The organism is Bradyrhizobium sp. 155, from assembly GCF_023101105.1.
Classification (GTDB): domain Bacteria; phylum Pseudomonadota; class Alphaproteobacteria; order Rhizobiales; family Xanthobacteraceae; genus Bradyrhizobium; species Bradyrhizobium canariense_D.
Window position 1 is genome coordinate 2,778,293 of the sequence record NZ_CP064704.1, and the last position, 20,177, is coordinate 2,798,469.

Here is a 20,177-nt window from a genome sequence, read left to right on the forward strand (position 1 = left end):
TGCGCTCATCGGGGTGCACCAGCGGAGCGAGGGGGCTGGCGCTCGTCCGCCGGGCGGCGCGTGAAGAGACGCGGCACCAGCATCGGAACGCGATGGCGATATTGCTGATAGGTCATGCCGAACTCGGCGATCAGATCGCGCTCCTCGAACTGCAGGGCGATCAGGATGTAGGCCGTGTTCGCGAGCGCGAACAGCAGATGGCCGGCGGTCATCTCGGGCGTAGCCCAGAACGCGAGCAGGAAACCCAGCATGATTGGGTGCCGCACGATCTTGTAGAGCAGCGGTGTTCTGAACGATTGACCTGGTATCTCGCTCCCGCGGAACGCGACGAAGGCCTGGCGGAGGCCGAACAGATCGAAATGATCGATCATGTGGGTGGAGGCGAACGCGATCAGCCAGCCGAGCCAATGCACGCCGATCAGCAACCAGGCCGCTATTCCGCTCGTTTGCCAGACCGGCGTCGGGATCGGACGCCACTGCCAGAACAGCAACAGCAGGATCAGGCTGGAAAGCAGCACATAGGTGCTGCGCTGGCAGGCCGCGGGGAGGAATTTGGCCGACCATCGTTTGAAGGCCGGCCGCGCCATCACGCTGTGCTGGATCGCAAACAGGCTCATCAGCAGCAGGTTGACGACGACGGCCACGCTCAGGTCCGTCGGGCTGCCGACATCGATCGACTTATCGATCGACATATCTATCGATTTGGGCACGACATAATTGCCGACGAAACCGAGCGCATAGAGAAATGAGACCGTGAAGATGACGTAGCTCACGATGGCGTAGAGCAGGATCAGGAGGCGCGAGATCATGTTTTTTCCTATTGTGCCTGATGCAGCCGTGCCGCATTCAGGAGCCTGAATTGCTCGCCCGCGAGCAGGCTCGATCTGCCCCGACTGCTATTGCCGGACCGTCCCCTGTGCGTCCCCCGGGGGGCGCCGCAAGGGGAGGGAGGACTTTCATGACGGCTTTCTCGCTGGGGACATTCGGGTTCCCTGAGGTCCACGCCGGCGGCCGCCCGATCAAGTTGGCCTTGCGCAAGGGCCTCGCGCTGCTGATCTATCTCGCGGAGGCCAAGGGCGCTGTGGCCCGCGAAATCGTGGCGACGCTGCTGTGGCCTGAAACTGACCGCGAGACCGGCCTTGCGCGGTTGCGGCGGCTGCTTCACCGAATCGAGCTGACGCTCGGTCAGCAGGTGTTCGAGACCGACCGCACCAGTCTGCGATGGTCTCCGGCAGTCGCGCTGCAGGTCGATGCACATTTTTTCGAGAGCGCCTGCGATCGCGGTGACTTTGACGAAGCCTGCCAGACTTATCGGGGAGATTTCCTCGCAGGCTTCTCGCCGGAGGGCTGTCCGGAATTCGACGACTGGGCGTTCTTCCGCCGCGAGGCGCTGCGGGGACGGCTGATGCACGCGCTGGAGCGTCTGGTGCAGGACAAGACCGCTGCCGGAGACTACTTCGCCGCGACCGCGCATGCGACCCGTCTGGCCGAGCTCGATCCTTTGAGCGAGGTCTATGGCCGGCATCTGATCCGCAGCCTGCTGCTGGCGGGCGACCGCAGCGCGGCAGAGCGGCACCATGCGGCACTGACGCGGCGGCTGCGTGACGAGCTTGGTGTTACGCCGGAAGCCGAGACCGCGGCGTTGATGAGTCCTGCGGCGGCACACTCCGTACCAGCGACGCGCTACGTCAAGGGCGCCGGTGTGCATCTGGCGTATCAGACCTATGGCAGCGGTCCGCTCGACATCCTGGTCATGCCCGGCTTCGTATCGCATGTGGAACGCGCCTGGGAGCATCCGGCGAGCCGAACCTTTCTGGCCTCACTGACGAAGCTGGGGCGTCTGATCGTGTTCGATCGTCGCGGGATCGGGTTGTCCGACCGGGTTGGGTCGGCGCCTGATATCGACGTCACCGCGGAGGATATCGGCACCGTGCTGCGCGCCGCGGATGCGCGCCGCGTCGTGCTGTTCGGCGCATCCGAGTGCGGGCCGGCCTGCATCAAATTCGCCGTCGACGAGCCGCGTCTCGTGGCCGGACTCATCCTGTTCGGTGCATTGGCCAAGGGCTGCTGGTCGCAGGACTATCCGCACGCGTTGCGCGCCAGCCAGTACGACGCCTGGAGCAAGCACCTCATCGCGCAATGGGGAGGTCCGGTGGGGATTGAGACCTTCGCACCCAGCCTTGCCGGCGATCCCCAGGCCCGCGCATGGTGGGCGGGGCTATTGCGCGCGGCCTCCAGTCCCGGCGGCATCTCGGCCGTGCTCGAGGCGTTTCGCGACGCCGACGTGCGGCAGCTTTTGCCGCAAATTGCCATGCCGACATTGGTGTTGCATCGTCGGGACGACAAGGCCGTACGGATCGCGGCCGGCCGCGATGTGGCGAGCCGGATCAAAGGTGCGCAATTCGTCGAGCTCGACGGCAACGATCACTGGTTCTTCGCGGGCGATCAGCAGCCGGTGCTCGATGCGATCAGGGGATTTACGGAAGCATTGCCGAGGCGATGAGGCGAGGCACGTAAATCCGTAGCCCCGGTCATTGGCACGTTTCGTGCCTGCCAAAGTGGCACAAAAAAGCGTCGCGTCTATCCGCTGCCTCGAGGAAATGAGCCGGCGCGACATAGTCTTAGCCAAGGAGACCCTGACATGAAACGCGAAGACCTCACCGAGAAGCTGCTCGACATCAAGCGCGAGAAGGGCTGGAGCTGGAAATATATCTGCGAGAAGATCGGCGGCTATTCCGAGGTGCTGATAACAGGCGCGATCCTCGGCCAGATGAAACTGACGAAGCCGCAGGCGGCCAACGCCGGCGAACTGTTCGGCCTGTCGAAGGCGGAGACCGCCATGCTGAACGAGGTGCCGATGCGCGGCACCGGCACGCCGATGCCGCCGACCGACCCGCTGATCTACCGCTTCTACGAGATGGTGATGGTCAACGGCCCGGCCTGGAAGGCGCTGATCGAGGAGGAGTTCGGCGACGGCATCATGTCGGCGATCGACTTCGACATGGCGATCGAGCGCGTGGCGAATCCGAAGGGCGACCGCGTCAAGTTCACGATGAGCGGCAAATTCCTGCCGTACAAATATTACGGCGCCAGCGGCAACGTGCCGGAATATGGGTTCAAGGAGGGATAGCTGGTTGGCATTCCGGGGGCGCGTCGCAGACGTGGCCCCGGAATGATGCTTCGCCTTATTTCCCGGCCTTCACCTCGGCCGCCGCCACCGCGATCAGCTCGTTCATTTTGGCGCGAATTGCCTGTTCGGTGACGGCCACGTTCTTGGCGGCGAAATCGGCCATGACCTTGCGCAGGACGTCGGCGTCACCGGCTTCCTCGAAATCGGCCGCGACCACCTCCTTGGCATAGGCCGTGGCGGCATCACCCGTGATGCCGAGCTTTTCGGCCGCCCACAGCCCGAGCAGCCGGTTGCGGCGGGCTTCCGCCTTGAATTTCTGCTCCTCGTCGAGGGCAAACTTCTTCTCGAAGCCTTCCTCGCGCTTGTCCAACGTGCTCATGCCTTTTCCAATTCCCTGCTGACTGGACCCGGCTGGCCCTCGTTGCGAGAGCCCCGGTGCATGCCTAGATAGGGGGCAGGAATCGGCAAAACAACGAGCCGTTAAGCCGCAGGCAAGGCGGTATAAGTTTGATGCCGGACGGCCGGATCGATTGTGCTGGGACAGCCAATCGGATAGGTTGCCTCAGGCTGGGTTCCCGTTCTGTTTTCTAGGGGTTCCGGGCCGTTCACGGCAGCTCCGCTGTGGGTCGTAGTCTCGTCAACCGGAGCACACCAAATACATGGATTTCAACAAAACACGGTACATCCCCATGAGCCGTCGGCGTCGCATTTATGAAGGCAAGGCAAAGGTTCTTTACGAAGGCCCGGAGCCCGGTACCCTGATCCAGCACTTCAAGGATGACGCCACCGCGTTCAATGCGAAAAAGCATCAGGTGATCGAGGGCAAGGGTGTCCTCAACAACCGGATCTCGGAGTACCTGTTTCAGCACCTCAACGACATCGGGGTGCCGACCCATTTCATCCGCCGCCTCAATATGCGCGAGCAATTGATCCGCGAAGTCGAGATCGTGCCGCTGGAAGTGGTGGTGCGGAACGTTGCCGCCGGCTCGCTGTCGCAGCGCCTCGGCATCGAGGAGGGCACGCAGCTGCCCCGCTCGATCATCGAGTTCTACTACAAGAACGACCAGCTCAACGATCCCATGGTGTCGGAAGAGCACATCACCGCTTTCGGGTGGGCGACACCGCAGGAGATCGACGACATCATGGCACTTGCCATCCGTGTCAACGACTTCCTCACCGGTCTCTTCCTCGGCATCGGCATCCGCCTCGTCGACTTCAAGATGGAGTGCGGCCGGCTGTTCGAGAACGAGATGATGCGGATCATCGTCGCCGACGAGATCTCGCCGGATAGCTGCCGCCTGTGGGACATCAAGTCGAACGAGAAGCTCGACAAGGACCGTTTCCGCAGGGATCTCGGTGGGCTGCTCGAGGCCTATACCGAAGTCGCCAAGCGTCTCGGCATTCTCATGGAGAACGAGCGTCCGGCGGGCTCCGGCCCGGTGCTGGTGAAGAGCTAAGAGGAATCTGACGTGAAGGCACGTGTTACCGTGACGTTGAAAACGGGCATCCTCGATCCGCAGGGCAAGGCGATCGAGGGTGCGTTGAAGTCGCTCGGCGTCGACGGCGTCGCCAGCGTCCGGCAGGGCAAGGTGTTCGACATCGAGCTCGCGGGCACGGACAAGGCGAAGGCGGAGGCGGCGTTGAAGGATGCCGCCGACAAGCTGCTGGCGAATACCGTGATCGAGAACTACCGGGTCGAGCTGATCGGGTGAACGGCATGGCTCACAGCCATCCGACCCGACGAAAACGCCAATACAGCGCGCCGCACGCCGTCAGCATCACGCCGAGCAGCGTGAAATAGCCGTACTCCCAGTCCAGCTCCGGCATGTGCTTGAAGTTCATGCCGTAGATGCCGGCAAGCGCGGTCGGGATCGCGATGATCGCGAGCCACGAGGCAAGTTTCTTGGAGACCGCCGTCTCCTGGGCCTGGCCGACCAGCAGGCTCGCTTCGAAGGCGAAGGCCAGCACCTCGCGCATGGAATCGATCCGCTCCTGGATGTTGCGGACGTGGTCGGTGACGTCGCGGAACAGCGGCTGCATCGTCGCGCGCACCATCGCAAGCTCGTCGTGCTCCAGACGGCGGCAGACCTCCACCAGCGGCCCGATCGCGGTCCTGAGCCGCAAGAGGTCGCGGCGCAGCATATAGAGCCGCTCGATCTGCGCCTTGCTGATCGCCTTGGAGAGCACGTCATCCTCGATGCTCTCGACCTCTTCGTGAATGCTCTCGAGCACGGGCGAGTAGTTGTCGACGATGAAATCGAGGATGGCGTAGAGGATGTAGTCCTCGCCGCGCGCGAGCGCTCGCGGGCAGCTTTCGCAACGTTCGCGCACCGGCGTGTAGGACGTCGACGCGCCGTGGCGCACCGAGACCAGATAGCCTTCGCCAACGAAGATGTGCGTCTCGCCGAAGGCGATCCGGCCCTCGATCAGTTGCGCGGTTCGCGCCACGATGAACAGGGCCTCGCCATATTGCTCGATCTTCGGTCGCTGATGGGCGTGGTTGGCGTCCTCGATGGCGAGCTCGTGCAGGTCGAACTGCTTCTGCACCGCGCTGAGCAGCGCCATGTTGGGCTCGTGCAGCCCGATCCAGACCACGTGGCCGGGCTTCGCCCGCCAGCTCGAGGCCTCGCTGATGGCAATATTGGCGACGCGCCGGCCGTCGACATAGGCACCGGCGGCGATCACGCCCTCGGTGGACACCGGCTCGGAGAGGGATGCGGGCAGCGAGGGGACATTCATGGCTTTAATCCCGGGCGAATCGATCGGCCGATGGCGGGCTATGGCCTGTGCACAACGCTCGCGGCCGAGGCTAGCACTGGTAAAATCCCCGTCAAATGGATATGTCTGCTCACGATTTGGCAGCCGTGCCAGCCCCATTCAATCTTCGTTCGGAACCTCTGCCATGAAAGCCGCCATCCTCGTCTTTCCCGGAATCAACCGCGAGCGCGACATGGCGCGTGCCTTGAGGCTGATCTCGGGCAGCGAGCCCGCGATGGTGTGGCATGCCGAGACGTCGCTGCCTGATGGCACCGACCTCGTGGTGGTGCCCGGCGGGTTCTCCTATGGCGATTATCTGCGCTGCGGCGCGATTGCGGCGCGGGCGCCGGTGATGGACGCGGTGCGCGACTATGCGGCCAAGGGCGGCCTCGTGCTCGGCGTCTGCAACGGTTTTCAGATCCTCTGCGAGTCCGGCCTCTTGCCTGGCGTCCTGATGCGCAATGCGCGGCTGAAATTCATCTGCCACGACGTGCATCTGCGCGTGGAGCGCTCCGACACGCCATTCACGCGCGGCTACAATGCCGGGCAGGTGATCCGCGTGCCCATCGCGCATGGCGAGGGCAATTATGCGGCGGACGCGGAGACCATCAAGCGGCTCGAAGGCGAGGGTCGCGTCCTTTACCGCTATTGCTCGGCTGACGGCGCGATCGACGATATCAGCAACATCAACGGCGCCGCGCAATCCATCGCCGGCATCGTCAACGACAAGGGCAACGTGCTCGGCATGATGCCGCATCCGGAAAACCACGTCGAAGACATCATGGGCTGCACCGACGGTCGCGGCCTGTTCGCCGGCCTCACCGCGCATCTGGAAAAAGCCGCGTGATTGCGTTCGTGCTGAAGCGGCTGCCGGCCGCTGTCGCCGTCGTTGCGTTCGCGACGGCCGCGTTCGCACAGGATTTCCCCAAGCGTCCCGTCACCATGATCGTGCCGTTCGCGGCCGGCGGCACGTCCGACGTGATCGCGCGCACGGTTGCCGAGCAGATGGGCATCGCGCTCGGCCAGACCATCGTCATCGAGAACGTCGCCGGCGCCGGCGGATCGACCGCACTGGCGCGCGCCTCCCGTGCCGAGCCTGACGGTTACACCATTGCGATCGGCAATGCCGGCACCAACGCCGCGACCTATACGATCTATCCAAAGCTGCCGTTCACGCCGGACTCCTTCGTGCCGATCGCCATGGTGGCGAAGACGTTCGGCATCATCGCCGTGCGCAAGGATTTTCCGGCAAAGGACCTGAAAGAATTCATCGCCTACGCCAAGGCCAATCCGGGCAAGATCAATCTCGGCCATGCCGGCGTCGGGTCCTCGAACTACCTGATCTGCAAGAGCTTCGTCACAGCCGCCGGGATCGACGCGACGCTGGTCGGCTATCGCGGCGCCGCCCCCGCGCTCACCGATGCGATCGGCGGCCAGATCGACGGCGTCTGCGATGCGGCAGCCTCCGTCTCGCAGTCGATCAACGAGAAGCTGGCGCGCGGGCTCGTGGTCGGCTCGACCGTGCGGCTCGCGACCCTGCCGGATCTGCCGACGTCGGCCGAAGCCGGCCTGCCCGAATTCGAGGCACAGGGCTGGAATGGTCTGTTCGCGCCCAAGGGTACTCCGCCGGCGGTCATTGCCAAGCTGAATGCCGCCGCGCGTACGGCCGTGGAAGCCGACGCGGTGAAGAAACGGTTCGCCGACCTCTCGACCGTTGCCCCCGATCCCGACGAGCACACGCCCGAGGTGCTGCAAAAGCTCGTGACGCGCGACGTCGAGAAGTACCGCAAGATGCTGGCCGACGACGCCAAGTAATAGCGCGAGGCTCCTGACGGTTGGCATCATCGCCACGAGAACGCTTACCCCGCAGCAGGAATGCGGGCGATCACCTTGATCTCGAAGTCGAACCCGGCAAGCCAATTCACTCCGACTGCCGTCCAGTTCGGATAGGGTGCCTCCCCGATCTCCGCAGCGCGAATTGCCATCACCTTCTCGATCTGCGTGGCCGGATCGGTATGGAACGTGGTGACGTCCACCACATCGTCCAGCGTGCATCCGGCCGCTGCGAGAACGGCACGCAGATTGGCAAACGCGCGTCGGACCTGGTCCTCAAACACCGGTTCGGGCGAGCCGTCCTCGCGACTTCCAACCTGCCCGGAGACGAAGAGCAGGTCGCCGGACCGGATCGCGGCCGAATAGCGGTGCGCTTCATAGAGGGCGTGGCGGCCGGCCGGGAAGATTGCGTCGCGCTTGGGCATGTCTGGATCCTTGATTGATGGATGGCGGTCGCAGCTGTGGTGGGCAGGGCCTGCCACTGGATTTCCACGAGCTGTTCATATACGTAGCGTATGTGGAATATGGATCACATACGGACCGTATGTCAATAGGGTCGGCAAATGGAGTTGGGAAGCATGGCGAAGGGCAAGCGCGCCGAGGCGATGGCGGAAAGTCGGGCCAAGCTCATCCGGGCCGCGCGCAGGGCGTTTGCCACACAAGGCTATGCAGCCGCGTCGATGGACGAGCTGACTGCTTCCGTCGGACTGACGCGGGGCGCGCTGTATCACAACTTCGAAGACAAGAAGGGGCTGCTCTGGGCCGTCGTTGAGCAGATCGACAGCGAAATGGCGGAACGGCTCCGCACGGCCCGCGAGCAAGCGCCGAGCTTGTGGCAAGGACTGCTTGCAGAGGGGACCGCCTATATCGAGATGGCGCTCGATCCTGAAATTCAGCGCGTCATGCTTCTGGATGGACCGGCCGTGCTCGGTGATCCATCCAAGTGGCCCGGCGAGAATGCCTGTCTTGAGATTACCATGCGAACCATTCGGTCGCTGATCGAACAGGGGATTGTGAAGCCCGTCGATGTCGAAGCGGCGGGACGCTTGCTGAACGGGGCTGCGCTGAGCGCAGCGCTGTGGGTCGCCGCAGCCGACGATCCGCCAGGCGTCCTGACCAAGGCCGTTGACGCCTTCCAAGCGTTGGCGAGCGGATTGTTGCGCAAGCCGCATTGAGTGCCTCGTGCCGAACGGCGGAAGCAGCGGGTCACCGCAGCTTCAACCGCTCCGTCGGCACCGTCATCGCGGCGACGCCCGCCATGACCAGCACCAGTCCCAGCGCCAGGTTCGAGGGCACGCTCTCGCCGAGCAGCAGCACGGAGAGGCCGACGCCAATCGGGATACGCAAATAGCCTTGTGCGTTCGTCGTCAGCGTGCCGAGCCGTCCCAGGCACATGTAGAACAGCATCAGCCCCAGGGCGCTGGACACGATGCCCATGACAATGGTGGCTGTGATCGCGGTCGGCGTCGGGTGCAGCGTCCAGGGCTGGTCGACGATCAGCGAAGGCGGCAGCAGCACGAGGCCGCCGAACAGCAGCGAGCCGGCTGCCACCACCATCGGATCGTATTCGGACAGCCGCAGGCCGAAGATCGTGGCGCAGGCGAACGAGATGGTGGCGAGCAGGATGGCGATCTCGGCCACGATCTCGCTGCCGAAGCCGCGCAGCGCATCCAGGCCCACGATGACGATTGTGCCGGCGAGGCCGAGGAGCGCGCCCAAGAGCTTCAACAGCGTTGCCGGTTCGTGACGCGTGATCAGCGAGGTGATCAGGAAGGCGAAGATCGGCGTGGTCGAGGCCAGCACCACCGTGTTCGAAGCCGGCACATATTGCTGCGACCAGGTGATGATCAGGAACGGAAAGGTCGAGTTGATCAATTGCTGGGTGGCGAACAACTTCCACGCCTTGGCGTCGGTCGGGATCCTGACGCCGCGCATCCACAGGATCGCGAACAGGAAGGCGGCCGCGATCAGCGAGCGCGCCGAGATGAAGGTCACGGGCGGGATCGTATCCAGCGCGAGCTTCGCCAGCGGATAGGTTGAACTCCAGCAGCAGGCCAGCGCGAACAGCAGCGCATAGTCGCGCCAGTTGCGCGCGCCTGTGGCGGGCATGGACGGCAATTGCGAGACTGTGGCCCGCCCCGTCGGCGATGTGCTCTGCGGCACCTTGATGTTGCTCCCCGGCGCGACAGCGCTGGACACAAGTCTGGGCGAGGGGGCGCCAAAAGGGAAGGCGGCGAGCTATGCGTTTGGCTGCGGTGCCGGCTTCCGCTTCACCCGCTTGATCGTACCGGAGAAGGTGAAGAGAGGCCGCCCGCCCGATATCAGCTTGCCGCGCAGGAAGATCAGCGAGCCGCCGGCGCGGGAGACCTCGCCGACGCATTCGATCAACTCGCCTTCGCGCGCCGCGTCGAGGAAGTCGCAGGCGAAATTGGTGGTCACCGCCGGCCCATCCAGTTCGTGGGTGGCGATCGCGAACAGGCAATAGTCGGCAAACGCCATGAAGCAGCCGCCATGGACGTTTCCGGAGCCGTTGAGGTGCTTTTTCTCGACCCGGAACGCCGAGCGGACGCTGCCGTCGTCCTCGATCTTGTGCCAGAACGGGCCGATATGGCTCTCAAAACTGTCACGAATCCAGGTTCGCCAGCCCTGGAATTCCCCATCGGTCGCGACGTGGAGGTCGGGGCGGCGAGGCGGGGGCGCTTTGGTCAATTCATGCAAGGAAATGGGCCTTCAATTGCGGGTCTTTTGTCCTTAAATCCGATCTGTCCGCGCTGTGCAATTCCTGTTCCCGCAGCCCCCGGCCGCAAAACGTGGGACAGCGGGAAAATGCGCCATAAAGGGCTTTTCCAAGCCGTCCGATGTTCCTAAGAACGGCCAACCGCCGTCGAAAGCCCAAATTCCATGAAGAACGAACCCAAGATCACCCCCGAGCTGATTGCCGCCCACGGGCTCAAGCCCGACGAGTATGAGCGCATTCTCAAGCTGATCGGGCGGGAGCCGACCTTCACCGAGCTCGGCATCTTCTCGGCGATGTGGAACGAGCACTGCTCGTACAAATCCTCGCGCCTCCATCTGAAGGGCTTGCCGACCAAGGCGCCCTGGGTGATCCAGGGCCCGGGCGAGAATGCCGGTGTGATCGACATCGGCGACGGCCAGGCCGTGGTCTTCAAGATGGAGAGCCACAACCACCCGAGCTACATCGAGCCTTACCAGGGCGCGACCACCGGTGTCGGTGGCATCTTGCGCGACGTTTTCACCATGGGCGCGCGGCCGATCGCCTGCCTCAACGCGCTGAGCTTTGGCGCACCGGAGCATGCCAGGACGCGGCATCTCGTCTCCGGTGTCGTCGCTGGCGTCGGCGGCTACGGCAACTCGTTCGGCGTGCCGACGGTCGGCGGCCAGGTCCGTTTCCACACCCGCTATGACGGCAACATTCTCGTCAACGCGATGGCGGTCGGCCTCGCCGATACCGACAAGATCTTCTATGCCGCCGCCTCCGGCGTGAACATGCCGATCGTCTATCTCGGCTCCAAGACCGGCCGCGACGGCATCCACGGCGCCTCGATGGCCTCGGCCGAGTTCGACGACAAGTCCGAAGAGAAGCGTCCGACCGTGCAGGTCGGCGATCCCTTTGCCGAAAAGCTGCTGTTAGAGGCTTGTCTCGAGATCATGGAGAAGGGCTGCGTCATCGCGATCCAGGACATGGGCGCGGCGGGCCTGACCTGTTCGGCGGTGGAGATGGGCGCCAAGGGCGACCTCGGCGTCGATCTCGATCTCGACGCGGTGCCGACGCGCGAGATCGGCATGAGCGCCTACGAGATGATGCTCTCGGAGAGCCAGGAGCGCATGCTCATGGTGCTCAAGCCCGAGAAGGAGAAAGAGGCCGAGGCGATCTTCAAGAAGTGGGGCCTCGATTTCGCCGTGGTCGGCTACACCACGCCGAGCAAGCGCTTCGTGGTCAAGCATGGCGGTGACGTCATGGCCGATTTGCCGATCAAGGAGCTCGGCGACGAGGCGCCGCTCTATGATCGCCCGCATGTCCCCTCCGCCGCGCTGCCGGTCGTGCATGCGCGCGAGGTGGCGGCGCCGATGGGTCTCGGTGCCGCGGTCGAAAAGCTGATCGGCACGCCCGATATGTGCAGCAAGCGCTGGGTCTGGGAGCAGTACGACCACGTCATTCTCGGCAACACCATGCAGCGTCCCGGCGGCGATGCCGCGGTGGTGCGCGTGCAGGACGGCCCGAAGGGCTTGGCGCTGACCGTCGACGTGACGCCGCGCTATTGCGAGGCCGATCCGTTTGAAGGCGGCAAGCAGGCGGTGGCGGAAGCCTGGCGCAACATCACCGCGGTTGGCGGCAAGCCGCTTGCGATCACCGACAATCTCAATTTCGGCAATCCTGAGCGGCCCGAGATCATGGGCCAGTTCGTCGGCTGCCTGAAGGGCATCTCGGAAGCCTGCCGTACGCTCGACTTCCCGGTCGTGTCCGGCAACGTCTCGCTCTACAACGAGACCAACGGCCGCGCGATCTTGCCGACGCCCTCGATCGGCGGCGTCGGCCTGCTCGATGATTTCACCAAGTCCGCGTCGCTCGCCTTCAAGGCCGAAGGCGAGGCGATCCTCCTGATCGGCGAGACCCATGGCTGGCTCGGCCAGTCCGTTTACTTGCGCGACATCTGCGGTCGCGAGGAGGGCGCGCCGCCGCCGGTCGATCTCGCCGCCGAGAGGCGCAACGGCGACTGCGTGCGCGGCATGATCCATGCGGGCACCGCGACCGCCGTGCACGATCTGTCCGACGGGGGCCTGCTGATCGCGCTGGCCGAGATGGCGATGGCGAGCGGCATCGGCGCCAAACTGCTCGCGGCGCCGACCTCCTTGGTGCCTCAGGCCTATTGGTTCGGCGAGGACCAGGCGCGCTATCTCGTCACCGTGCCTGAAACCGAGGCCGGCCGCGTGCTCGCCAAGATGCGCGGCTGCGAGGTGCCCTGCGTGCGGATCGGCACTACCGGCGGCGACGCGATCGCGATCGCGGGCGAAGCGCGTGTAACGATCGAGGCGCTGCGGACCTCGTTCGAGCGCTGGCTGCCGGAGTATATGGGCGGCAAGGCGGCCTGAGGGGCTGAACCGGTAGCCCGGATGAGCGAAGCGATATCCGGGTCTTTGTCGTGAGGTTTCCCGGATATCGCTACGCTCATCCGGGCTACGGGCATCGCACCTCACAACACGTGCGACGCCCCCGGAATCTTCCGTAGGGCCGCCGTCAGACCCCAACTCAGGATCACCGTAAGCACGAAGCCGATCGTGGCTTTCACGATCGCCGGCAGGCTGTAGTCGAACAGCGCGTACTGGATCCACAACGCGATCGGGTAGTGCACCAGGAAGATGCCGTAGGCATCCGCCTGCATGCGGTCGAGCAGGTTCGGGCCCGGCGACTTCTGGTGCAGGAAGAACGCGAGAATCGCGAGCAGGATCGAGCCTGAGAACAGCACGAAGAACGTACCGTAGATCGCCTGATACCAGTGCGGTTGTGGGTCGGGATTACCGAGGATCTCGCGCTTGATGTAGATCATGCCCCACATCAGGCAGTAGGGGATCAGCGTGGCGATCACCCACAGCCAGCGCTGTTTCGGCAACTGCCCGCCGGCGCTGAGGATGCCGCGATCGAAGTTGGCCGCTCCAACGCTGACGCCGATAAAGAAATAGGCGAAGTAGAGCAGGATGCGGCTCGCCTGCACCGAGAACGGCCCGAGCTCGAACCATTTGCTGCCGCCGAAATAGAGCAGCGCCGGCACGTAGGCGATTGCCGTGACGACGACGAGCAGCAGCCAGAATACGGCCGGCTGGTCGAATCCGCGCAGCGACACCCGGTTGCCCGGGTCGACCAGATGCGCGGAGACCCGGTAGAGCAGGCTCGCGGTCAGGTCGAATGCCAGCAGCACCCACACGAACCAGATCGGGCCGCTCGGCCACGGGCCAACCGTGATCGTCTTCCACCAGAACGCCGTGAAGCTCAGCCCGGGATCGTGCCGCAGCGCGATCGCGTAATAGGCGAGCGGGATGACGGTGAGCGCCGCGATCGCGAACGGCAGCCCGAGCCGCAACAGGCGGTCGCGGAGAAAAACTGACGGCGCCTTGCGCGCGATGCCCGGCCAGGTGAACAGTCCCGACAGGAAGAAGAACATTGCCATGAAGAAGCTGTCGGTGGCCAGCACGACCACGTCGAAACCGGCCCAGGACGCCGGATCGGTGTGCCCGAAATAGGTGTAGGGAATCACGGCGTGGTGCAGCAGCACCACCAGCGTCAGGAAGGTGCGGGCGCGATCGAGCGACAGATTGCGCGCCTTGGCCCTCGGCGCCGCGTGCGCCTCTGCCCCGATCGTCGCTGAATGTGACATCGTCATCGTGGCCGCCCCGGTCGCGCTTCTGTCCCGCCCGGACTTTGCCGCCGGGAACCGGATTCAGCAAGGGTCGTTTGGGACGCCCGCAGGCCTGAGACCGCCAGGAACCAGTTCCCTGCGACGAAGTTAGCGTTCGCCAAAAGGGCTTGAGGACCGCGGCAGGCGGTACAATTTCGGAGCTGGCGATGACGATCCTGAAATGGGCACTGATCTTCTTACTTGTCTCGATCGTAGCCGGCGTGCTCGGCTTCACCGGGATCTCGGCCGCCTCCGCCGACATCGCCCGCTTCCTGTTCTACGTGTTCGTCGCGATCTTCCTGGTGCTGCTGATCCTGGGGCTGACGATATTCAGGGCGTAGCGGGGGCGCTGCCCACGCACACAGTCGTCATGCCCGGGCTTGCCGTCTTCGCTGAAGCTTCGCCGGCCCAACATTATAGCCCGGCGAAGCCTCGGCGGAGCCGGGTCCCGGGCATCCACGTTGTTCTGTATCCGCGATTGCCCAAAAACGTGGATGGCCGGGACGAGCCCGGCCATGACGGAAGCAGCTACCCCAATTCCTCGATCTTCACCTTGTCCGGATAGAAGGCGAGATGGCCCGAAATCTCGGTCATCGCGGGAAAGGGTGCCTCATAGGTCCAGATCGCGTTGTCCAGTGTCTTGCCGTCCGCCTTGACGCTGTAATAGCTCGCATCCCCCTTGTAGGGGCAGTGGGTGACGCGGTCGGTGCGCTCCAGCAGCGCCATGTTGGCGTCCTGCCGCGGCACATATTGCACCGCCGGATATTTCGCCTCTTTCAGCGTCAGCGCTTTGGTGGTCTCGGCGATCACGATATCGCCGGCTGTGACGCGGACGCGCCGGGGATTTGGGGTGATGGTGATGGGGTGGTCGGGCCCTGGAAGCTTCATGATTTCACGCCTTTTTCGATCACTCTGCCGCGCGCGGCACTTTGTCGTGGCTTTATCCAGATCGGATCACCGATATAGTGCCGGAAGGCGTGACGTAGAAGGCCGTTCACGCTAAGTTTGGCCGCGCCGGAAGGTTGGCTTTGTAGAACCGAACCCCGGCAGCGATTCGACGACAAGACTGATTGCAGCCGAGACAGGAGCACGACCCGAATGCCAATGGACGCCCACGATATCGAGGCGATGATCAAGGCAGCGATCCCCGATGCCGAGGTGACCATCCGTGACCTCGCCGGGGACGGCGATCACTATGCCGCGACCGTGATCTCGGAGACCTTCCGCGGCAAGTCCCGCGTCCAGCAGCACCAGATCGTCTATCAGTCCCTCCGCGGCCAGATGGGCGGCGTGCTGCATGCGCTGGCGCTGCAAACCGGGGTGCCGGGCGCTTGATCTGATCGTGACGGGGTGATGACGATGGCTGCGGACAATCCGCGCGGCGCGATGTTTCGCGTCATCCTGCCAAACCAGCACAGCCGCGTCACCAATGCCGAGCTGTTCTTCGACCTGGTCTTCGTTTTCGCGATCACGCAGGTCTCGCACACACTCCTGCACCATTTCACGCCGCTCGGTGCGGTGCACGTCGCGGTGCTGTTTCTCGCGGTATGGTGGGTGTGGGTCTACACCGCCTGGGTCACCAACTGGCTCGATCCCGAGCTGACGCCGGTCCGGATCCTGCTCTTCCTGATGATGCTGGGCGGCCTCGTGCTGTCGACGACGATCCCGACCGCCTTCGAGGGGCGGGGCCTGTGGTTTGCGATCGCTTACGCAACGATGCAGGTCGGGCGCACCGCCTTCTGGATGATTGCCACGCCGCGGCATCGAACTGCGGTCCGGCACAATGCAATCCGCATCCTGACGTGGCTCTCGTTCTCCGCGATCTTCTGGATCCTCGGCGGCCTCGCCCATGACGAGGCGCGGCTATGGTTCTGGATCGTGGCGCTGACGATCGAATATGTCTCGCCGGCGGTGCGCTTCTGGGTCCCCAAGCTGGGCTTCTCGTCGGTCGAGGCCTGGGCGGTCGAAGGCGGCCACATGGCCGAGCGCTGCTCGCTGTTCGTCATCATCGCGCTTGGCGAGGCCGTTGTCGTCAACGGCGCGACGTTTGCCGAGCTTGACTGGACCGCGGACAACATTTCGGCCTTCGTCTCCGCGCTGGTCGGCAGCATCGCGATGTGGTGGGTCTATTTCCACAAGGGCGCCGAGGCCGGAGCCGAGCGCATCTCGAGATCCGCCGAATCCGGCCGCTTGGCGCGGCTCGCCTACACCTACCTGCATATGCCGATCGTCGCCGGCATCATCCTGACCGCGGTCTCCGACGAACTCGTGCTGAAGCATCCGGTGGGGCATTCAGATGTCAGGATCATCGTGAGCACGATCGGCGGGCCGCTGCTGTTCCTGGTCGGCACCATCCTCTTCAAGCACGCGATCCGCGGCTTCCTCCAGCTCTCGCACGGGATTGGCATCATCGCGCTCGCGGCACTGTGGTGGTTTGCCGCCGAACTGTCGCCGCTATGGCTGTCGGTCGCCGCGACGGTGATCATGATCGTTGTTGCGGTATGGGAGTCGGTTTCGCTGGGATCGACGCCGGAAGAAGCCGAGGAGCATTGAGCCGCCGCCGTTGGCGCCGGAGCGCTTACTCCGCCACCTCCAGCGCGTGCACCGAGAACATCTTCGCCGCATCCGTCCAGCTCTCGCGCACCCGCCAACCCGCGCCTTGCGCCAGCGTCGCGAAGCGCTCGATGCTGTATTTGTAACTGTTCTCGGTGTGGATGCTCTCGCCGGCGCGGAACGAAAAGCTGGTGCCGAGCAGGCGCACGGTCTGGCTCTTCTTGCTGATCAGGTGCATCTCGATGCGGTGCCGCTCGCGATTGTAGATCGCGCGATGGGTGAAGGCGGAAAGGTCGAAATTGCCGCCGAGCTCGCGGTTGATCCGCACCAGCACATTGAGATTGAAGCGAGCGGTGACGCCGGCGGCATCGTTATAGGCGTCGTGGAGCAGGCGCTCCTCCTTCTCGAGATCGGCGCCGATGATCATCTGCGCGCCGCGGCCCAGAATGGCGCGTGCGCTCTTCAGGAAGGCCTGCGCTTCATGCGGCTCGAAATTGCCGATGGTCGAGCCTGGGAAGAACCCGACCTTGGGCATGGTCGCCACCGCCTTGGGCAGCTCGAACGGCGTGGTGAAGTCGGCCGCCACCGGGTAGATGCCGAGTGACGGAAAATCCCGCTTCAGTCCGTTTGCCTGCGCCGTCAGGAAGTCGCCGGAGATGTCGACGGGCACATAGGCCGCGAACTTGCAGTGGTTGAGCAGCAGGCGGACCTTTGTGGTCGCGCCTGCGCCGAATTCGACGAGGGCCGCGTGCTCCGGAATGATTTTCGCGATCTCGCTGCCGCGCTCCTTCAGGATCGCTAGCTCCGTGCGCGTCGGGTAATATTCCGGCAGCCGCGTGATGGCCTCGAACAATTCAGATCCGGCCGCATCGTAGAAATATTTCGGCGACAGCTTTTTAGGCTGCTGCGACAGGTCCTCGATGGCCTCGCGGGCAAAGGCGGTGGTCTGTTCGTCGGGAAGATGGGCTTCGGCCAAGGCGCTAGCGTGCACATTCATGATACTCTCCTGAACGCGCTGTCCGGCGCGCATTTGTCGTCGGATGAGAATTTTACTCGTAGTCGGCGAGCCGCAGTCCCGTGAATTGCCAGCGGTGGTGCGGATAGAAGAAGTTGCGATAGGTGATACGGCTGTGCCCCTCCGGAGTTGCAAGCGAAGAGCCGCGCAGCACCAGCTGGTTGACCATGAACTTGCCGTTGTATTCGCCGAGCGCGCCTTCGATCGCGCGATAGCCGGGATAGGGCGAGTAGGACGATCGCGTCCACTGCCAGACGATGCCGAAGGCATCGTTGAGCTGGCCCGAGCGGGCCGCGACCTCCCATTCCATCTCGGTCGGCAGATGTTTTCCGGCCCAGCGCGCAAAGGCGTCAGCCTCGTAATAGCTGACGTGGCAGACGGGCGCGTCGGGATCGACCGGCTTGAGGCCGGCCAGCGTCATCACATGCCATTGGCCGTCGATCTCGCGCCAATGACCGGGGCAGTCCCAGCCCTCGTTGTTCACGGCCGCAAAACCGTCCATCAGCCACAGCGTTGCGGTCCGGTAGCCCCCGTCACGCATGAAGGCGAGCCATTCGCGATTGGTGACGAGATTGCGTGCGAGCTTGACCGGGCCGACGAGGGCGCGGTGCGCCGGCTTCTCGTTGTCGAAATGAAAACTATCATCGACGTGACCGACGGTGTGGATGCCTTCGTTCAGCGTCAGCCAATCCTCGCTGGCCGGCGTCGCGGCCGGGAAGCGCCAGTCCGGATCATAGGCCGGCGGGATCGGGTTCTGCGCGAAGGCGTGCAGGATGTCGGTGAACATCAATTCCTGATGTTGCTGCTCGTGATTGAGGCCGACCTCGACCAGCGGCGCGATCTCGCGAAGCTTGTCCTCGCCGGCGTCGCGGAAGAATTTCACGACGGCAGCGTCGACATGTTTTCGATAAGCGCCGACCTGATCGGCGCTCGGACGGGTGATGTCGCCGCGGTGATTGCGGGAATGGCGCGGACCGGCGCTGACGTAATAGGAATTGAACAGGAAGGCGAAGTCAGGGTGAAAGGGCCGGTAGCCCGCACAGTGCTCGCCGAGCACGAACTGCTCCCAGAACCACGTGGTGTGCGCCCTGTGCCATTTCGTCGGGCTCGCATCCGGCATGGACTGGATCTGCTGGTCCTCCGGCGACAGTGGCACGGCCCGGCGCTCCGTCTCGTCGCGAACGGCGAGAAACGCGTCTTCCAACCTCTGGGCAAGGCCGCCCAAATCGACCGACAGTGACGGAGCGGGGGCCGGAGCGGAGGCTTGTTTCGTCACGTTTTTCTCCAGACAGGACAAGAGAACGTTGTTGGTGTGGACGGGTTCCAAAACGCCGGGTTCGTCCTAGATAGGGGCTCCGTGACGGTATGAAAGTCCTCCCTGACGATGATATTCGTGGCATCATGCAATGGGCCGGTGCAGCCGAGAGCGGTCCACAAGAGGCAGCTCGCCGCCATTTTACTTTGGATGCACAACGGTTTGGGCTACATATATACCCAGGTATCGGGTTAGATCGGCGGAGCCAGCCCGAAGCAATTGGAGTGGGCTCCGCCCCATAAGGACACGGATATGAGCATCGAGGAATTCATCGCCAACGAAGTGAAGTCGAACGACGTGGTTCTGTTCATGAAGGGCACACCGCAATTTCCGCAGTGCGGGTTCTCCGGCCAGGTCGTCCAGATCCTCGACCACATCGGCGTCGGCTATAAGGGCCTCAACGTTCTCGAATCCGCCGAACTGCGCAACGGCATCAAGGACTATTCGAACTGGCCGACCATTCCGCAGCTCTATGTGAAGGGCGAGTTCGTCGGCGGCTGCGACATTGTCCGCGAGATGTTCCAAGCCGGTGAATTGCAGCAGCTCTTCTCCGAAAAGGGCGTCGCTGTCGCGGCCTGATACGTGACCCAGCTGACGCGCCGGATCGGCGGCGCGGAGCTCAAGGTCATCGTTGCTGACATCACCACGCTGAGCGTTGACGCCATCGTCAACGCGGCCAACACGTCGCTCCTGGGTGGGGGCGGCGTGGATGGCGCGATCCATCGGGCGGCCGGGCCCGAGCTTCTAGCCGCGTGCCGGAAGCTTGGAGGATGCCCGACCGGCGATGCCAAGATCACGAAGGGCTACCTTCTCCCTGCGCGTCATGTCATCCATGCAGTCGGTCCGGTCTGGCACGGCGGCACTCGCGGTGAGGCAGAGGCGCTGGGCTCCTGTTATCGCCGTGCACTTGAGCTCTGCGGGGCCAATCAGCTGACCTCCGTGGCGTTCTCCGCGATTTCGACCGGGGTTTACGGCTTTCCAGCCGACCAGGCCGCGAAGATTGCGGTCCATGCGACCATTGAGGCTCTGCCGGCCGCGCCGTTGGTCGTCGACGTCATATTTTGCTGTTTCTCGGAAAAGAGCGCGGCTCTGCACGCGGACGCTTTGGCGCGGTACGGCGGCCCTTGTGCCTGATGACGTGGTCGGTACACTCCGCCGGGC

The 20,177-nt window shown here is 63.9% G+C and carries 23 protein-coding genes; 13 read left to right on the forward strand and 10 right to left on the reverse strand.

The window, feature by feature from the left end; all coding sequences use genetic code 11:
* Positions 1–5: 5 nt before the first annotated feature.
* A complete protein-coding gene (mddA, locus tag IVA93_RS13385; protein WP_085358897.1) occupies positions 6–809 on the reverse strand; it encodes a methanethiol S-methyltransferase in 804 nt (267 codons plus the stop codon).
* Between the two features lie 149 nt (positions 810–958).
* Here mddA and IVA93_RS13390 point away from each other — a divergent pair, with 149 nt between their 5' ends.
* Together IVA93_RS13390 and cynS are read left to right on the forward strand one after the other, a co-directional pair.
* The gene (locus IVA93_RS13390; protein WP_247337328.1) at positions 959–2,503 is read left to right on the forward strand and encodes a bifunctional AfsR/SARP family transcriptional regulator/alpha/beta hydrolase; all 1,545 of its coding nucleotides are present in this window, start codon (positions 959–961) and stop codon (positions 2,501–2,503) included.
* Positions 2,504–2,641: 138 nt separating this feature from the next.
* Positions 2,642–3,130 (forward strand): cyanase, encoded by a 489-nt coding sequence (gene cynS / locus IVA93_RS13395; protein WP_018455520.1) that lies wholly within the window; start codon positions 2,642–2,644, stop codon positions 3,128–3,130.
* A gap of 55 nt (positions 3,131–3,185) precedes the next feature.
* On the opposite strand, the gene IVA93_RS13400 is transcribed toward cynS, so the two are convergent.
* Positions 3,186–3,509 carry a DUF1476 domain-containing protein gene (locus IVA93_RS13400; protein ID WP_018455521.1) on the reverse strand — a complete coding sequence of 108 codons (324 nt, stop codon included), beginning with the start codon at positions 3,507–3,509 and terminating at the stop codon, positions 3,186–3,188.
* Between the two features lie 310 nt (positions 3,510–3,819).
* Here IVA93_RS13400 and purC point away from each other — a divergent pair, with 310 nt between their 5' ends.
* The gene (gene purC, locus IVA93_RS13405; RefSeq protein WP_008974302.1) at positions 3,820–4,587 is read left to right on the forward strand and encodes a phosphoribosylaminoimidazolesuccinocarboxamide synthase; all 768 of its coding nucleotides are present in this window, start codon (positions 3,820–3,822) and stop codon (positions 4,585–4,587) included.
* A gap of 12 nt (positions 4,588–4,599) precedes the next feature.
* Positions 4,600–4,842: a phosphoribosylformylglycinamidine synthase subunit PurS gene (gene purS, locus IVA93_RS13410; protein ID WP_026232966.1), complete on the forward strand. Its 243-nt coding sequence runs from the start codon at positions 4,600–4,602 to the stop codon at positions 4,840–4,842.
* Between the two features lie 10 nt (positions 4,843–4,852).
* Here purS and IVA93_RS13415 read toward each other — a convergent pair whose 3' ends face one another.
* The gene (locus IVA93_RS13415; protein ID WP_247337330.1) at positions 4,853–5,869 is read right to left on the reverse strand and encodes a magnesium and cobalt transport protein CorA; all 1,017 of its coding nucleotides are present in this window, start codon (positions 5,867–5,869) and stop codon (positions 4,853–4,855) included.
* Between the two features lie 163 nt (positions 5,870–6,032).
* On the opposite strand from IVA93_RS13415, the gene purQ reads away from it, so the two are divergent.
* Positions 6,033–6,734 carry a phosphoribosylformylglycinamidine synthase subunit PurQ gene (gene purQ, locus IVA93_RS13420; RefSeq protein ID WP_018455524.1) on the forward strand — a complete coding sequence of 234 codons (702 nt, stop codon included), beginning with the start codon at positions 6,033–6,035 and terminating at the stop codon, positions 6,732–6,734.
* Positions 6,731–7,702: a tripartite tricarboxylate transporter substrate binding protein BugD gene (locus IVA93_RS13425; protein ID WP_247337332.1), complete on the forward strand. Its 972-nt coding sequence runs from the start codon at positions 6,731–6,733 to the stop codon at positions 7,700–7,702. Before purQ ends, IVA93_RS13425 begins: the two co-directional genes overlap by 4 nt.
* A 44-nt stretch (positions 7,703–7,746) precedes the next feature.
* Here IVA93_RS13425 and IVA93_RS13430 read toward each other — a convergent pair whose 3' ends face one another.
* Positions 7,747–8,145 carry a RidA family protein gene (locus tag IVA93_RS13430; protein ID WP_018455526.1) on the reverse strand — a complete coding sequence of 133 codons (399 nt, stop codon included), beginning with the start codon at positions 8,143–8,145 and terminating at the stop codon, positions 7,747–7,749.
* A 153-nt stretch (positions 8,146–8,298) separates the two neighbouring features.
* Here IVA93_RS13430 and IVA93_RS13435 point away from each other — a divergent pair, with 153 nt between their 5' ends.
* Positions 8,299–8,895: a TetR/AcrR family transcriptional regulator gene (locus IVA93_RS13435; RefSeq protein ID WP_085349363.1), complete on the forward strand. Its 597-nt coding sequence runs from the start codon at positions 8,299–8,301 to the stop codon at positions 8,893–8,895.
* A 31-nt stretch (positions 8,896–8,926) separates the two neighbouring features.
* On the opposite strand, the gene IVA93_RS13440 is transcribed toward IVA93_RS13435, so the two are convergent.
* Positions 8,927–9,883 carry a DMT family transporter gene (locus IVA93_RS13440; protein ID WP_026232967.1) on the reverse strand — a complete coding sequence of 319 codons (957 nt, stop codon included), beginning with the start codon at positions 9,881–9,883 and terminating at the stop codon, positions 8,927–8,929.
* Positions 9,884–9,958: 75 nt separating this feature from the next.
* Positions 9,959–10,438, reverse strand: coding sequence for a PaaI family thioesterase (locus IVA93_RS13445; RefSeq protein ID WP_085384292.1), 480 nt, complete (start codon positions 10,436–10,438; stop codon positions 9,959–9,961).
* 183 nt (positions 10,439–10,621) lie between these two features.
* Between IVA93_RS13445 and purL the strand changes: the two genes are divergently transcribed.
* Positions 10,622–12,832: a phosphoribosylformylglycinamidine synthase subunit PurL gene (gene purL / locus IVA93_RS13450; protein WP_204511658.1), complete on the forward strand. Its 2,211-nt coding sequence runs from the start codon at positions 10,622–10,624 to the stop codon at positions 12,830–12,832.
* 101 nt (positions 12,833–12,933) lie between these two features.
* Here the strand turns inward: purL and IVA93_RS13455 are convergent, their stop codons facing one another.
* Positions 12,934–14,112 (reverse strand): acyltransferase family protein, encoded by a 1,179-nt coding sequence (locus IVA93_RS13455; protein ID WP_018455531.1) that lies wholly within the window; start codon positions 14,110–14,112, stop codon positions 12,934–12,936.
* A gap of 188 nt (positions 14,113–14,300) precedes the next feature.
* Between IVA93_RS13455 and IVA93_RS13460 the strand changes: the two genes are divergently transcribed.
* Positions 14,301–14,474 carry a DUF1328 domain-containing protein gene (locus IVA93_RS13460; RefSeq protein WP_007602280.1) on the forward strand — a complete coding sequence of 58 codons (174 nt, stop codon included), beginning with the start codon at positions 14,301–14,303 and terminating at the stop codon, positions 14,472–14,474.
* A gap of 187 nt (positions 14,475–14,661) precedes the next feature.
* Here IVA93_RS13460 and IVA93_RS13465 read toward each other — a convergent pair whose 3' ends face one another.
* Complete coding sequence (locus IVA93_RS13465; protein ID WP_018455532.1) at positions 14,662–15,021, reverse strand: DUF427 domain-containing protein; 360 nt, start codon at positions 15,019–15,021, stop codon at positions 14,662–14,664.
* 210 nt (positions 15,022–15,231) lie between these two features.
* On the opposite strand from IVA93_RS13465, the gene IVA93_RS13470 reads away from it, so the two are divergent.
* Both IVA93_RS13470 and IVA93_RS13475 read left to right on the forward strand, forming a co-directional pair.
* Complete coding sequence (locus IVA93_RS13470; protein ID WP_007602284.1) at positions 15,232–15,468, forward strand: BolA/IbaG family iron-sulfur metabolism protein; 237 nt, start codon at positions 15,232–15,234, stop codon at positions 15,466–15,468.
* Between the two features lie 24 nt (positions 15,469–15,492).
* A complete protein-coding gene (locus IVA93_RS13475; RefSeq protein ID WP_085358889.1) occupies positions 15,493–16,686 on the forward strand; it encodes a low temperature requirement protein A in 1,194 nt (397 codons plus the stop codon).
* A gap of 25 nt (positions 16,687–16,711) precedes the next feature.
* Here the strand turns inward: IVA93_RS13475 and egtD are convergent, their stop codons facing one another.
* Positions 16,712–17,683, reverse strand: a complete 972-nt coding sequence (egtD, locus tag IVA93_RS13480; RefSeq protein WP_085384329.1) for an L-histidine N(alpha)-methyltransferase — start codon at positions 17,681–17,683, stop codon at positions 16,712–16,714.
* Between the two features lie 52 nt (positions 17,684–17,735).
* A complete protein-coding gene (gene egtB, locus IVA93_RS13485) occupies positions 17,736–19,028 on the reverse strand; it encodes an ergothioneine biosynthesis protein EgtB (RefSeq protein ID WP_247337333.1) in 1,293 nt (430 codons plus the stop codon).
* 240 nt (positions 19,029–19,268) lie between these two features.
* On the opposite strand from egtB, the gene grxD reads away from it, so the two are divergent.
* Together grxD and IVA93_RS13495 are read left to right on the forward strand one after the other, a co-directional pair.
* Positions 19,269–19,595: a Grx4 family monothiol glutaredoxin gene (grxD, locus tag IVA93_RS13490; RefSeq protein ID WP_007602294.1), complete on the forward strand. Its 327-nt coding sequence runs from the start codon at positions 19,269–19,271 to the stop codon at positions 19,593–19,595.
* A 3-nt stretch (positions 19,596–19,598) separates the two neighbouring features.
* Entirely contained in the window at positions 19,599–20,150 is a 552-nt protein-coding gene (locus IVA93_RS13495) for an O-acetyl-ADP-ribose deacetylase (protein ID WP_018455537.1), read from the forward strand.
* Positions 20,151–20,177: the final 27 nt, after the last annotated feature.

Coding starts and splice junctions, on each gene's coding strand:
- mddA (WP_085358897.1), bottom strand. CDS start 809: ATGATCTCGCGCCTCCTGATCCTGCTCTACGCCATCGTGAGCTACGTC.
- IVA93_RS13390 (WP_247337328.1), top strand. CDS start 959: ATGACGGCTTTCTCGCTGGGGACATTCGGGTTCCCTGAGGTCCACGCC.
- cynS (WP_018455520.1), top strand. CDS start 2,642: ATGAAACGCGAAGACCTCACCGAGAAGCTGCTCGACATCAAGCGCGAG.
- IVA93_RS13400 (WP_018455521.1), bottom strand. CDS start 3,509: ATGAGCACGTTGGACAAGCGCGAGGAAGGCTTCGAGAAGAAGTTTGCC.
- purC (WP_008974302.1), top strand. CDS start 3,820: ATGAGCCGTCGGCGTCGCATTTATGAAGGCAAGGCAAAGGTTCTTTAC.
- IVA93_RS13415 (WP_247337330.1), bottom strand. CDS start 5,869: ATGAATGTCCCCTCGCTGCCCGCATCCCTCTCCGAGCCGGTGTCCACC.
- purQ (WP_018455524.1), top strand. CDS start 6,033: ATGAAAGCCGCCATCCTCGTCTTTCCCGGAATCAACCGCGAGCGCGAC.
- IVA93_RS13430 (WP_018455526.1), bottom strand. CDS start 8,145: ATGCCCAAGCGCGACGCAATCTTCCCGGCCGGCCGCCACGCCCTCTAT.
- IVA93_RS13435 (WP_085349363.1), top strand. CDS start 8,299: ATGGCGAAGGGCAAGCGCGCCGAGGCGATGGCGGAAAGTCGGGCCAAG.
- purL (WP_204511658.1), top strand. CDS start 10,622: ATGAAGAACGAACCCAAGATCACCCCCGAGCTGATTGCCGCCCACGGG.
- IVA93_RS13455 (WP_018455531.1), bottom strand. CDS start 14,112: ATGTCACATTCAGCGACGATCGGGGCAGAGGCGCACGCGGCGCCGAGG.
- IVA93_RS13460 (WP_007602280.1), top strand. CDS start 14,301: ATGACGATCCTGAAATGGGCACTGATCTTCTTACTTGTCTCGATCGTA.
- IVA93_RS13465 (WP_018455532.1), bottom strand. CDS start 15,021: ATGAAGCTTCCAGGGCCCGACCACCCCATCACCATCACCCCAAATCCC.
- IVA93_RS13470 (WP_007602284.1), top strand. CDS start 15,232: ATGCCAATGGACGCCCACGATATCGAGGCGATGATCAAGGCAGCGATC.
- IVA93_RS13475 (WP_085358889.1), top strand. CDS start 15,493: ATGGCTGCGGACAATCCGCGCGGCGCGATGTTTCGCGTCATCCTGCCA.
- egtD (WP_085384329.1), bottom strand. CDS start 17,683: ATGAATGTGCACGCTAGCGCCTTGGCCGAAGCCCATCTTCCCGACGAA.
- grxD (WP_007602294.1), top strand. CDS start 19,269: ATGAGCATCGAGGAATTCATCGCCAACGAAGTGAAGTCGAACGACGTG.